This window comes from Serratia sp. HNCC26DJ206, from assembly GCF_057180605.1.
In genome coordinates, this window is the sequence record NZ_JBXUGP010000040.1 from 1 (window position 1) to 12,436 (window position 12,436).

Genomic DNA, 12,436 nt, shown 5'->3' on the forward strand with positions numbered 1-12,436 from the left:
AAGATTTTTTCTCTGCAACCCCCGGAGACTCTGTGAAGTTGTTCACATGTTCCGTGTCGATGGAGGCGCATTATAGGGATCCTCGTTTTTTCCACAAGCCCTTTTTAGATCTTTTATTACCGACTGCGTACTTTTCAGTCCTTTCGCGTGGATCTTATCCGATCCGGGCTGTTTTCCACGGGATCCGGCGTGTTGCCTGGTTGTAATTCCACCGTCAGAGTCTAGTATTGCCGGTAAATATGATCCTGACGTGAGGCTATACCATGTCCGATGCAGTACGTTCTTATCTTCATTACTCCCCCCAGATTGGCCTGCGCGTCATGATCGATCCTTCCAGCGTTGTGATCGGTAACGTTGAACTGGCCGATGACGTCAGTATCTGGCCGTTAGTTTCCATCCGTGGAGATGTTAATGCCGTGAGGATCGGTGCACGCAGCAACATTCAGGATGGTAGCGTCCTGCATGTGACACATCAATCCGACTACAATCCAGCAGGTTATCCCCTATTGATTGGTGAAGATGTCACCGTCGGGCATAAAGCCATGCTGCACGGCTGTGTTATCGGCAACCGAGTTTTAGTGGGAATGGGTTCGATCCTGTTGGACGGTGCGGTAATAGAAGATGATGTAATGATTGGCGCAGGCAGTTTGGTTGCCCCGGGCAAACGCTTGGAAACTGGCTATCTATATATGGGCAGCCCGGCACGTCAGGTGAGACCATTAACGCAGGCTGAACGGGAAGGGTTAGTCTACTCGTCCAACAACTATATACGCTGGAAAGACGAATACCTTTCCAAAGATATCTAATCCAATATTGAACGCCCCGCTCCAATCCACTGTAGCGGGGCTATTGTTTAAACGGCCATTTCTTTGCGCAGCGTTAACAGCACGGGTTCGATCTCCGGCATAACGCCATGCCATAACAGGAAAGCATGTGCTGCCTGCCCCACCAGCATCCCCAAACCATCGGCATAACGTTTCACCCCCTGTTTCTCTGCCCAGGCAAGAAATGGGGTGCTTCCTTGCTGATAGAACATGTCGTAACAACGGGTTGTGCTATTCACAATGCTTGCTGGTAGTGCCGGGATCTCGCCACTGATCCCTGAAGCGGTTGCATTGATCACTAAGTCAAAGTGTGGTTGATCGAGTTGATCCATCGGTAATGATGTGATCTCACCCAAATGCTGAAAGAGCGTCACCAACTCTTGTGCGCGGCTAGGGGTACGGTTGGTAAGCACGACCCGACAGCCAAAAGAGAGTAATGGCAGGATAACTCCCCGTGCAGCACCACCCGCCCCCACCAGCAGAATATGATCGCCGGGCTGGATCAGTTGTTGACGTTCAAGATCGGTCAACAGGCCAATACCGTCGGTGTTATCACCTAACAAACGGCCACCCGGCAATACCTTGAGCGTATTCACCGCACCCGCTATTGCCGCCCTGTCACTTAACTCACTTGATGCTTCGTAGGCACGCTCTTTAAAAGGGACGGTGACATTGGCTCCCTTTCCCCCCTCAGTAATAAACTGTTGTAGCACTGACTCAAATCCATCCAACGGTGCCAGCACGGCCCCATAGGGATGATCTATCTGGGTTTGTTCGGCAAACAGCGCATGAATACGGGGGGATTTGCTATGAGCAATGGGATTACCGAATACCACGAACTTCTCCATTAACATGACCTCTATCCCTGACGGATTTGCTCACCCGTCAAAGCATCTCTGATTTCAGAAGGATTCAGGCGCCCACCAACGTGGCCAGCCAGCACCGGGAAAAGTTCGCCAAACTGCAGCTTCACTTCTGCAACAGTGCGGCACGGCTCCTGGCCGCTTAAATTAGCGCTGGTTGAGACCAACGGCTTACCAAACTGACGACAGAGTTGCTGCACCAAGGGATGATCGCTAACGCGAACCGCCAGCGAACTGAAGCGACCGGTCAGTAATCGCGACGTTTGCTGCTTGGCTGGGATCACCCAGGTCACCGGGCCAGGCCAACTGGCAAAAATCGTCGCACGTTGCTGTTCACTCAATGCGTTGTCGTCAATATAAGGCGTTAACTGCGAATAATCAGCAGCAACCAGGATCAGGCCCTTTTCCCATGGGCGCTGCTTTAATGCCAGCAACTCACTGACTGCCAGTTTACTGTCAGGATCGCATCCCAGACCGAATACGGCTTCGGTTGGGTAAGCAATAACCTGCTGATTTTTCAATGCTTCTATGATAAGTGCGAATGCGGAAGTTTGTTCTGAGTTCATAGCGTGATTATTCTGTGGTAACGACGGATTTTCCGCACAATTTACTGGCGCAAAAGAGGGTTGGGCCTTTTGCCGTACGCTTTTCCATCAGCAACGGATAGTGGCAGAAGGCACACTCACCGGCGATAGGCTTAAAGTTGAGGGCGAATTGGCAGGCCGGATAGCGATCGCAAGAGTGGAACACCTTGCCATAGCGTGACTTGCGTTGCAGCAATTTACCCTGACCGCATTGTGGACAGGCAATGCTGGTCTCGTCCGGTTTATCGATCGCTTCGGTGTGATCGCACTCAGGATAGTGCTCACAACCAATGAACATGCCATAACGCCCCTGGCGTAGCACCAGCGTCGCCTGACATTTTGGGCACACCTGCCCCTCCAGAACCTTGACAACATGGCCATCGGCTTGCGCTTTCAACGGCCGAATATATTGGCATTCAGGATATTGGGAACAACCAAGAAAGGGGCCGTGGCGACCACTACGGATCACCAATTCGGCCCCACATTCCGGACAGGGTTCATTTTGCCTGGTGGCAAAAATCGCTGGTTTTGTCATAACGTCTTTCTATGCGTGTTATCGGCTCAGTGCAGATAACCTTCGTTTACATCAAATAACAGTTCTTCCATTTGCTGATAAGCGCTCTCATATCCGGGGATATTAAACAGCACCATCAACACCACCCATTTCAGATCTTCAAGATCAAAGTCCGTATTATCTAAAGCCATAACACGATCGATGACCATTTCACGGGTTTCGAGGTTCAATACTTGAATCTGTTCTAAAAACAAGAGGAAACCACGGCAACTGGCATCCAAACGCGCACTTTCTTCTTCGGTGTAGATCCGCATTGCCAGCGGATCGGCATCCATAAAGTAGGGCGCATTCTCACCTTCCTGGAGGTCTGCAAGCTTCTCGAGCCAATTCAGTGCGTTGTAGATATCATCCCGATCAAATCCTGCTTCGGCAAGATCGGCGGTCAAGGTATCCTGATCAACTGACATCTCTGGCTCATTGTGGATATACGTTTCAAACAAGTACATGAGTACGTCGAACATGGCCTGCCCTCCTTAATCGGACATAGCCGCCGGGTACAGCTGCGATCCACCCTGCTAACTCCAGATCGAGTAACTTGATTACCACCTCTGGCACAGGTTGGCCGGCACGTTCAGCGACGACGTCAACAGGTGTCACCTCATCTCCTACGTTAGCCAACACATCGGCAAATGGCAATTCAACTTGGGCCTCAGATACAGAAATAGTTGTATTTTCATTCACGGACAGCCAATGCAGACCACTTCCCAGTTGCTCAGCGATATCTTTCGGACCAGTAACCAGGCTGGCTCCCTGCTGAATCAGCCAGTGTGTCCCCTCACTCATCGGGTTACCCAGCGCTCCCGGCAGGGCAAAGACTTCACGCCCCTGATCCAACGCACAACGTGCGGTAATCAAGGAACCGCTGCGCAATGAAGCTTCAATGACCACCACTCCCATGCTCAAACCACTGATAATTCGGTTACGGCGGGGAAAATGGTCGGCCAGAGGTAAATCCGTAGCCAGATGTTCAGAAACCACCGCACCGCCCTGCTCAACAATTTGTTCAGCAAGATGCCGGTGGCGGCGCGGATAGATATTGGCTAGGCCACTGCCCAGCACGGCAATTGTCACCCCGTGGGCAGCCAAGGCAGCACGGTGACAAATACCGTCAATACCGATGGCTAATCCGCTGGTGATGGCGAAACCACAATGCACCAGCCCGGTGGCAAAGTAATTTCCCCAATGCTCGCCATAATGACTGAACTGGCGGCTGCCCACCATGGCGATTTGCGGCAATTGTAAGGCTGTGGGATTTCCTTTCACCATCAGCAATAGCGGCGCATCAGCAATATGCGCCAAAAGCTCAGGGAAACCAGGTTCACCGTAAGTCATCATCTGATTTCCTGTCTGTTCCAACCATTTGAGCGTTGCCCGCAGATAATGCGCGGGAACATGACGGAATTGCTCCTGTTGTTTATTATTCAAACCCAGCGGCTTTAATAGCGGGTAAGGATCGCTACCTTCTGCGATCAACTGAACGATAACTTGGCTGGCTTGCTGCGCACTTATCCCCGTCACAGCATGCATACGTAGAGCGATTTCCTCTGGCTGCATCGCGCATTCCCTCGCTGAAAATGTGGTATTGCCCATGGGTGCAATTGGTCAACGATGCTGTCAATCAGGCCAGGAAATGTCTAGAATAGAAGCTAACTACCTTTTATCACTCGGATACAGATCTAAAGATATATGTCAGTCTTGCAAGTATTACATTTCCCAGACGAGCGGCTGCGCAAAGTTGCAACCCCGGTAAAAGAATTCAATGCAGATATCCAGCGCATCGTGGATGATATGTTTGAAACCATGTACGCAGAGGAAGGTATTGGCCTCGCTGCAACACAGGTAGATATTCATCAGCGCATTATCGTCATTGATATTTCTGAGAACCGCGACGAACCGCTGGTGCTGATCAACCCGGAACTGCTGGAAAAACACGGCGAAACCGGTATCGAAGAAGGTTGTCTTTCCGTTCCTGAGCATCGCGCTCTGGTGCCACGTGCTGAGAAAGTAAAGGTTCGCGCACTTGACCGCCAAGGACAATCTTTTGAGCTCGAAGCCGATGAACTGCTGGCTATTTGTATCCAGCATGAAATGGATCATCTGGTCGGTAAGCTGTTTGTCGATTACCTTTCTCCGCTTAAACGCCAGCGTATCCGTCAGAAACTGGAAAAAATGGCCAAGCTTAACGCCCGTGCCTAACCGATCAGGAAACTAACGTGTCTGACTCTTTACGGATTATTTTCGCCGGAACTCCAGACTTCGCAGCGCGTCACCTCGACGCGCTGCTGTCATCTGAGCACCAAATTGTTGGCGTTTTCACTCAGCCCGATCGCCCGGCTGGCCGTGGTAACAAACTGACGCCAAGCCCGGTTAAAGTGTTGGCAGAACAGCATCAGATCCCGGTTTTTCAGCCTAAATCACTGCGCCCGGAAGAGAATCAGCACCTGGTTGCCGATCTCAACGCCGATATCATGGTGGTGGTTGCTTATGGCTTGATCCTGCCGAAAGCCGTTCTGGAGATGCCGCGCTTGGGTTGCATCAATGTTCACGGCTCCCTGCTTCCACGCTGGCGTGGCGCGGCACCGATCCAACGTGCTTTGTGGGCTGGTGACAGTGAAACTGGCGTAACGATCATGCAGATGGATGTTGGTCTTGATACCGGTGATATGATGCACAAGATCAGTTGCCCAATCGAAACCACTGATACCAGCGCCAGCCTGTACAACAAGTTAGCGGAACTGGGGCCACAGGGGTTGCTGGCAACGCTGCAACAATTGGCTTCCGGTACGGCGAAGCGTGAGGTACAAAATGAAACGCTGGTCACCTACGCTGAAAAGCTGAGCAAGGAAGAAGCACGACTAGATTGGAGCCTGTCAGCGGCACAGCTTGAGCGCTGCATTCGTGCTTTCAATCCATGGCCAGTCAGCTATTTCACCATCGAAGACCAACCAGTGAAAGTCTGGCAAGCGACGGTTTTGGCCGAAACATCTGGCGCACAGCCAGGCACTATCGTTCATGCCGACAAACAGGGGATTCAAGTTGCCACCACTGACGGTATTTTGAACCTGACACAATTGCAGCCAGCAGGTAAAAAGCCGATGTCGGCACAGGATTTATTAAATTCACGCCGCGAATGGTTCATGCCGGGTAACCGGTTATAAAAGACACCCCTTGCCCGGTTACCGTTACCGGGCTGTTTCTCTCTTAACGCCGATCGTTATCAGCTTCAGCCTATGAAAAATAATTACAACCTCCGCAGCCATGCAGCCAAAGCCATCGGCCAGGTACTGGATCAGGGGCAGTCACTCAGCACTATTCTGCCAGCATTACAAAAGAACATTTCCGACAAGGATCGTGCATTGTTGCAGGAGCTTTGTTTCGGCACGTTGCGAGTACTACCGCAGCTTGAATGGTGCATTCAGCAATTAATGGCCAAACCAATGACTGGCAAGCAGCGTACGCTGCATTACCTGCTGATGGTGGGTCTGTATCAATTACTTTATACCCGCATTCCACCGCATGCAGTAATGGCTGAAACCGTAGAAGGTGCAGTTGCCCTGAAGCGCCCGCAGTTGAAAGGCTTGATCAATGGCGTCCTGCGTCAATTCCAACGCCAGCAAGAAGAACTGCTGCAACGCGCCGCCAATAACGAAAGCCGCTACCTGCACCCAAGTTGGCTGCTCAAGCGTATCAAACAGGCCTATCCTGCCAATTGGGAACAGATCGTTGATGCCAATAATCAGAAACCCCCAATGTGGCTACGCGTTAATCGTCTGCATCATAGCCGTGATGAATACCTGCAATTGATGCAGCAGGCTGGCATCGCCGCTGAGCCGCATAAGGAATATCGCGATGCGGTACGTTTGCTGGCCCCTTGCGGCGTGACGGATCTGCCGGGCTTTGCTGACGGCTGGGTCACCGTGCAGGATGCTTCCGCTCAGGGCTGTATCGATCTGTTGGATCCGCAGAACGGCGAACAGATCCTCGATCTGTGCGCGGCACCCGGTGGTAAAACCACCCACATTCTGGAGGCTGCGCCGAAAGCCCATGTGATGGCCGTCGATATCGATGAACAACGTCTGGCCCGGGTAAAAGAAAACCTGCAACGCTTGCGTCTTCATGCTGAAGTAAAAGTGGGCGATGGCCGAACACCGGCGGAATGGTGCGGCGATAAGCAGTTCGACCGTATTTTGTTGGATGCCCCCTGTTCCGCTACCGGCGTCATTCGCCGCCACCCGGATATCAAATGGTTACGCCGGGACAGCGACATCGCTGAGTTAGCCAGCCTACAGAGCGAAATTCTGGAGGCCATCTGGCCGCATTTAAAATCAGGAGGCGTGATGGTATATGCCACTTGTTCCATTCTGCCGCAGGAGAACAGTGAACAGATAGCCGCTTTCCTGCAACGCCATAGCGACGCTAATTTGGCAGAAACGGGTGATAATCAATCACCAGGCAGGCAAAATCTTCCTCATCCTGAGGATGGAGATGGTTTCTTTTACGCTAAGCTGATTAAAATGTAACTATCAGGGCGCACTTCAATGCGCCTACAAATAGCGGCCATGGCCGTTGCAGTGTGAAGCAGAGAACCCGATGAAAATAATTATTCTTGGCGCTGGTCAGGTCGGCGGGACACTGGCAGAAAACCTGGTTGGTGAAAACAACGATATCACCGTAGTCGATACCGACTCTGGGCGTTTACGACAGCTACAGGATAAATTCGACCTGCGCGTCGTTCAGGGACATGGCTCCCATCCACGCGTATTGCGCGAAGCCGGGGCAGAAGATGCCGACATGCTGGTCGCCGTCACCAATTCTGACGAAACCAATATGGTTGCCTGCCAGATCGCCTATTCCCTATTTAATACCCCAAACCGCATCGCACGTATCCGTGCACCGGAATATATTCGTGAGTCCGAGAAATTATTCCATCCAGAAGCGGTTCCGATCGACCATCTGATCTCACCGGAACAGTTGGTTATCGATTACATTTATAAACTGATTGAATACCCTGGCGCATTGCAGGTGGTGAATTTCGCCGCTGGTAAAGTCAGCATCGCCGCGGTGAAAGCCTATTACGGTGGCCCACTGGTCGGTAACGCCCTCTCTTCCATGCGCGAACATATGCCGCACATTGATACTCGCGTAGCCGCCATCTTCCGTCAGGATCGACCGATACGCCCGCAAGGTTCAACCATCATCGAAGCCGGTGATGAAGTGTTCTTTGTGGCCGCTTCTCAGCATATCCGCGCAGTAATGAGTGAGTTACAGCGACTGGAAAAACCCTACAAACGCATCATGATTGTTGGCGGGGGTAATGTGGGGGCAGGTCTGGCGCAGCGGTTGGAAAAATCATACAACGTGAAGCTGATTGAACGTAATCAACAGCGCGCCGCTGAGTTGGCAGAACACCTGCACGATACTATTGTGTTTTACGGCGATGCTTCCGATCAGGAACTACTTGCCGAAGAACATGTGGACCAGGTAGACGTATTTATCGCCATCACCAATGATGATGAAGCTAATATCATGTCTGCCATGCTGGCCAAGCGCATGGGGGCCAAAAAAGTCATGGTGCTGATCCAGCGCCGTGCCTATGTCGATTTAGTACAGGGCAGCGTGATTGATATTGCTATTTCACCACAGCAAGCGACGATCTCAGCATTGCTAGGGCACGTACGTAAAGCCGATATTGTCAGCGTTTCCTCGCTGCGCCGTGGAGTTGCTGAAGCCATCGAAGCCATTGCTCACGGAGATGAAAGCACCTCTAAAGTGGTTGGCCGTACGGTAGAAGAGATTAAACTACCACCAGGAACCACTATTGGCGCTATTGTACGCGGGGATGATGTCATCATTGCCAATGGCAATAGCAAAATTCAGCAAGGCGATCACATAATCATGTTTATTACCGATAAGAAATTCGTGCCGGACGTTGAACGTTTGTTCCAACCAAGCCCGTTCTTCCTATAGAAACATTGATTATGTGAATGGGCTTCCCCGCGTGTGTTGGCGTGGGAAAACCAAAAAACTTTTCTATATTCATCGTGGCGAAAGGAAATCGCTTTGTTAAACTTGGATCATTAGTTTTTAAGGAGTGTTTTTATGGGTATTTTGAAAGAGTTTCGCGAGTTTGCCATGCGTGGCAATGTGGTCGACTTGGCGGTGGGTGTCATTATCGGTGCCGCATTTGGCAGAATTGTTTCTTCACTGGTTTCCGATATTATCATGCCACCTTTAGGCATGCTGCTCGGGGGCGTCGACTTCAAACAATTCCATCTGGTATTGCGCGAAGCTGAGGGTAATATCCCCGCCGTTGTCATGAATTATGGTTCGTTTCTGCAGAATATTTTTGACTTTATCATTGTTGCCTTCGCGATCTTTATGGCCATCAAATTAATGAACAAAATGCGCCGTAAAGAAGTAGAAGAACCGGCAGCTTCGCCAGCGCCTAGTGCTGAAGAGAAATTGCTGACGGAAATCCGTGATTTACTGAGTCAGCAGCAGCAACACAAACAATAGACCAAGCCATGCACTGCGAAAAAGGCCGCCTTATCCTGGTGGCTTTTTTATGCCTCAAAACCAGAAAGCCAGTGTTAAGTTGTTATTGGATAACTTACCACTGGCCTCCCAGCTACCACCTTTCGCATGTTTATCTTTACGCCGGTAACTGCCTTTCCCTTTGATATTCTTTTCTACTCGCTGACGGAACAGCGGGTCATGTAGCAATGCCTCAATGGCATTTTCCTGTATTTGGCCTTTAGTGTGCCGATATTTAGTCATCATAGTATTCCTTGTTAATTACATGGGCATAAAACGGGCTGATGATACTGCTACATAAGTAAAAATTAAAGTACCGCGAAGCATTCAGCCTGATTTTTTACTCTTCTCTTCACTCGCGCCTTGCTCCAAAGCCTCCAGAATAGAGCAGTAGTTCGTGGTGTGAGCACTGCCACAGCATGCATCACTGAGCCTTTTGAGTGACTCACGCATTCTGGTCAGCTCCGTAAGCTTATTCTCTACTTCGAGCAGCCTAGCATCAACGATGGATTTAGACTCTTTGCAGGTATGATGTTCTGGATCTACACGGATCGACAATAATTCCGCTATGGTTTCCAATGTGAAACCCAATTGCTTGGCATAGCGGATAAAGCGTAAGCGCTGCAGGTCCTGATCGCTGTACAAACGATAGCCACCCTCGGTACGAACATTATGGTCCATCATGCCTTGCTTCTCATAATAGCGGACAGTATCTGGTGTAACGCCCGCGAGCTTTGCCAGTTGGCCGATTTTAAACATCTCTACTCCTCTGGTTTTTCACCCACGGCGTTTGGTATTCCAACTCAGACATCGAACCACCACATAGTAAGAATCCTCAGTCCTAATTAACCTGATTGATAGTATTAGCATAACGAATAAAAAGAAGGATCTTAAGATGTGCTGCGTCAGTGCAGGGAAATGTCTTCGTACTGATAATGGGCGTAAAAAAACCGGGCAAGCCCGGTTTTTTTACGCTCTCACAGATATTACTCTGCAGTTGCTACTTCTGCTTGAGACTCAGCACGATCAACCAGCTCGATGTATGCCATCGGCGCGTTGTCGCCTGCGCGGAAGCCACACTTCAGAATGCGAGTGTAACCACCGGCACGGCTCGCAAAACGCGGGCCTAGCTCGTTAAACAGTTTTGCCACGATCTCGTTATCACGAGTGCGGGCGAATGCCAGACGACGATTAGCTACGCTGTCGGTCTTGGCAAGAGTAATCAGCGGCTCAACAACGCGACGCAGCTCTTTCGCTTTTGGCAAGGTCGTCTTGATGATCTCATGACGAACCAAAGAGCCGGCCATGTTACGGAACATAGCCTGGCGATGGCTGCTGTTACGGTTCAGTTGACGACCACTCTTACGATGGCGCATGACCTTATCCTTCTCAGTAAAACCTTAACCTGTGATCCGGTTACTCGTCAGCAATGCTTGCCGGTGGCCAGTTTTCCAGGCGCATGCCCAGAGACAAACCACGCGAAGCCAGCACATCTTTAATCTCAGTAAGAGATTTTTTACCCAGGTTAGGCGTTTTCAGCAGCTCAACCTCGGTACGCTGTACCAGATCACCGATGTAGTGGATAGCTTCTGCCTTAAGGCAGTTAGCAGAGCGGACAGTCAATTCCAGATCGTCAACAGGGCGCAGCAGGATCGGATCAAATTCTGGTTTCTCTTCTTTCACTTCCGGCTGACGAACATCACGTAAGTCAACGAAAGCTTCCAGTTGTTCTGCCAGAATGGTTGCCGCACGGCGGATCGCCTCTTCAGGATCGATCGTGCCATTGGTTTCCATTTCGATTACCAGCTTGTCCAGGTCAGTACGCTGTTCTACACGCGCTGCTTCAACATTGTAGGCAATACGCTCTACAGGGCTATAGCAGGCGTCAACCAACAGACGACCAATCGGGCGCTCATCTTCTTCCGAATGAATTCGGGCAGAAGCCGGCACATAACCACGACCGCGCTGAACTTTGATACGCATGCTGATAGCAGCGTTCTCATCGGTCAGGTGGCAGATCACGTGCTGCGGCTTGACGATTTCGACATCACCATCATGGGTAATGTCGGCAGCGGTCACAGGGCCAATGCCAGATTTATTCAGGGTAAGAATAACTTCATCTTTGCCTTGAACTCTCACCGCCAGCCCTTTCAGGTTGAGCAGGATCTCCAGGATATCTTCCTGTACGCCTTCTTTGGTGCTGTACTCATGTAGTACACCATCAATCTCAACCTCGGTCACCGCGCAACCCGGCATAGATGAAAGCAGAATACGGCGCAGTGCGTTGCCAAGAGTATGGCCAAAGCCACGCTCTAAAGGCTCAAGGGTCACCTTGGCGTGCGTCGAACTGACTTGCTCGATATCTACCAGGCGCGGTTTTAGAAACTCTGTCACAGAACCCTGCATTGTGTCCTCTCTTTGAAACTCAAGCTTTACTTGGAGTAAAGCTCGACGATCAGGTGTTCGTTAATGTCGGCGGACAGATCGGTACGTTCAGGAATACGTTTGAACACACCCTCCATCTTCGCAGCATCAACTTCCAGCCAAGTCGGCTTTTCACGCTGCTCAGCCAGCTCCAGAGAAGCCTTAACACGAGACTGCTTTTTAGCTTTCTCGCGGATGCTGACTACGTCATTCGGAGATACCTGATAAGAAGCGATGTTAACAACGCGACCATTTACCATAACTGCTTTGTGGCTAACCAACTGACGTGATTCTGCACGAGTGGCGCCGAAGCCCATACGGTAAACAACGTTATCCAAACGGCCTTCCAGAAGGGTCAACAGGTTTTCACCGGTGTTGCCTTTCAGGCGAGTTGCTTCTTTGTAATAGTTACGGAACTGGCGCTCCAGAACACCGTACATACGGCGAACTTTTTGCTTCTCACGTAACTGTACACCATAGTCAGACAGACGCGGTTTACGCGCACCGTGTTGACCAGGCGGTTGCTCAATTTTGCACTTTGAATCTATCGCGCGAACGCCAGACTTCAGGAACAGGTCTGTGCCCTCGCGGCGGCTAAGCTTGAGCTTAGGACCCAAATATCTTGCCATTTTC

16 protein-coding genes are annotated in these 12,436 nt (G+C 50.8%); 6 read left to right on the forward strand and 10 right to left on the reverse strand.

All coding sequences use genetic code 11. The annotated features are described in order from the left end of the window. Positions 1-263 precede the first annotated feature (263 nt). On the forward strand, positions 264-806 hold the full coding sequence (locus AC2A1E_RS21120) for a gamma carbonic anhydrase family protein (protein WP_484385388.1): 543 nt from the start codon (positions 264-266) through the stop codon (positions 804-806). 47 nt (positions 807-853) lie between these two features. Here the strand turns inward: AC2A1E_RS21120 and aroE are convergent, their stop codons facing one another. The 5 genes from aroE to dprA are packed head-to-tail and all read right to left on the reverse strand — an operon-like array spanning position 854 to position 4,399. Continuing rightward, positions 854-1,672 (reverse strand): shikimate dehydrogenase, encoded by an 819-nt coding sequence (aroE, locus tag AC2A1E_RS21125; protein WP_484385404.1) that lies wholly within the window; start codon positions 1,670-1,672, stop codon positions 854-856. An 11-nt stretch (positions 1,673-1,683) separates the two neighbouring features. Next, a complete protein-coding gene (gene tsaC / locus AC2A1E_RS21130) occupies positions 1,684-2,253 on the reverse strand; it encodes an L-threonylcarbamoyladenylate synthase type 1 TsaC (protein WP_484385389.1) in 570 nt (189 codons plus the stop codon). Positions 2,254-2,260: 7 nt separating this feature from the next. After that, a complete protein-coding gene (locus AC2A1E_RS21135; protein ID WP_484385390.1) occupies positions 2,261-2,806 on the reverse strand; it encodes a DNA topoisomerase family protein in 546 nt (181 codons plus the stop codon). A 26-nt stretch (positions 2,807-2,832) separates the two neighbouring features. Beyond that, positions 2,833-3,306 (reverse strand): DUF494 family protein, encoded by a 474-nt coding sequence (locus AC2A1E_RS21140; RefSeq protein ID WP_484385391.1) that lies wholly within the window; start codon positions 3,304-3,306, stop codon positions 2,833-2,835. After that, positions 3,278-4,399 carry a DNA-protecting protein DprA gene (dprA, locus tag AC2A1E_RS21145; protein ID WP_484385392.1) on the reverse strand — a complete coding sequence of 374 codons (1,122 nt, stop codon included), beginning with the start codon at positions 4,397-4,399 and terminating at the stop codon, positions 3,278-3,280. The genes AC2A1E_RS21140 and dprA overlap by 29 nt, the downstream gene beginning before the upstream one ends. Before the next feature lie 132 nt (positions 4,400-4,531). Here dprA and def point away from each other — a divergent pair, with 132 nt between their 5' ends. From def to mscL, 5 genes are all read left to right on the forward strand, one after another. Further along, the gene (gene def, locus AC2A1E_RS21150; protein WP_484385393.1) at positions 4,532-5,041 is read left to right on the forward strand and encodes a peptide deformylase; all 510 of its coding nucleotides are present in this window, start codon (positions 4,532-4,534) and stop codon (positions 5,039-5,041) included. Positions 5,042-5,058: 17 nt separating this feature from the next. Next, positions 5,059-6,003: a methionyl-tRNA formyltransferase gene (fmt, locus tag AC2A1E_RS21155; RefSeq protein WP_484385394.1), complete on the forward strand. Its 945-nt coding sequence runs from the start codon at positions 5,059-5,061 to the stop codon at positions 6,001-6,003. A 72-nt stretch (positions 6,004-6,075) separates the two neighbouring features. Continuing rightward, the gene (gene rsmB, locus AC2A1E_RS21160; protein WP_484385395.1) at positions 6,076-7,365 is read left to right on the forward strand and encodes a 16S rRNA (cytosine(967)-C(5))-methyltransferase RsmB; all 1,290 of its coding nucleotides are present in this window, start codon (positions 6,076-6,078) and stop codon (positions 7,363-7,365) included. A 70-nt stretch (positions 7,366-7,435) separates the two neighbouring features. Next, entirely contained in the window at positions 7,436-8,812 is a 1,377-nt protein-coding gene (trkA, locus tag AC2A1E_RS21165) for a Trk system potassium transporter TrkA (RefSeq protein ID WP_459400341.1), read from the forward strand. 132 nt (positions 8,813-8,944) lie between these two features. Then, the gene (gene mscL, locus AC2A1E_RS21170; protein ID WP_484385396.1) at positions 8,945-9,361 is read left to right on the forward strand and encodes a large-conductance mechanosensitive channel protein MscL; all 417 of its coding nucleotides are present in this window, start codon (positions 8,945-8,947) and stop codon (positions 9,359-9,361) included. Between the two features lie 54 nt (positions 9,362-9,415). Here the strand turns inward: mscL and AC2A1E_RS21175 are convergent, their stop codons facing one another. The 5 genes from AC2A1E_RS21175 to rpsD all read right to left on the reverse strand — a co-directional run bounded on the left by AC2A1E_RS21175 (position 9,416) and on the right by rpsD (position 12,432). Next, positions 9,416-9,622 carry an alternative ribosome-rescue factor A gene (locus AC2A1E_RS21175; protein WP_484385405.1) on the reverse strand — a complete coding sequence of 69 codons (207 nt, stop codon included), beginning with the start codon at positions 9,620-9,622 and terminating at the stop codon, positions 9,416-9,418. Positions 9,623-9,706: 84 nt separating this feature from the next. After that, on the reverse strand, positions 9,707-10,138 hold the full coding sequence (gene zntR / locus AC2A1E_RS21180) for a Zn(2+)-responsive transcriptional regulator (protein WP_459400343.1): 432 nt from the start codon (positions 10,136-10,138) through the stop codon (positions 9,707-9,709). Positions 10,139-10,365: 227 nt separating this feature from the next. Further along, a complete protein-coding gene (rplQ, locus tag AC2A1E_RS21185; RefSeq protein ID WP_004929726.1) occupies positions 10,366-10,755 on the reverse strand; it encodes a 50S ribosomal protein L17 in 390 nt (129 codons plus the stop codon). Between the two features lie 40 nt (positions 10,756-10,795). Beyond that, a complete protein-coding gene (locus AC2A1E_RS21190; protein WP_002919219.1) occupies positions 10,796-11,785 on the reverse strand; it encodes a DNA-directed RNA polymerase subunit alpha in 990 nt (329 codons plus the stop codon). A gap of 26 nt (positions 11,786-11,811) precedes the next feature. Beyond that, on the reverse strand, positions 11,812-12,432 hold the full coding sequence (gene rpsD / locus AC2A1E_RS21195; RefSeq protein WP_484385397.1) for a 30S ribosomal protein S4: 621 nt from the start codon (positions 12,430-12,432) through the stop codon (positions 11,812-11,814). Positions 12,433-12,436 lie beyond the last annotated feature (4 nt).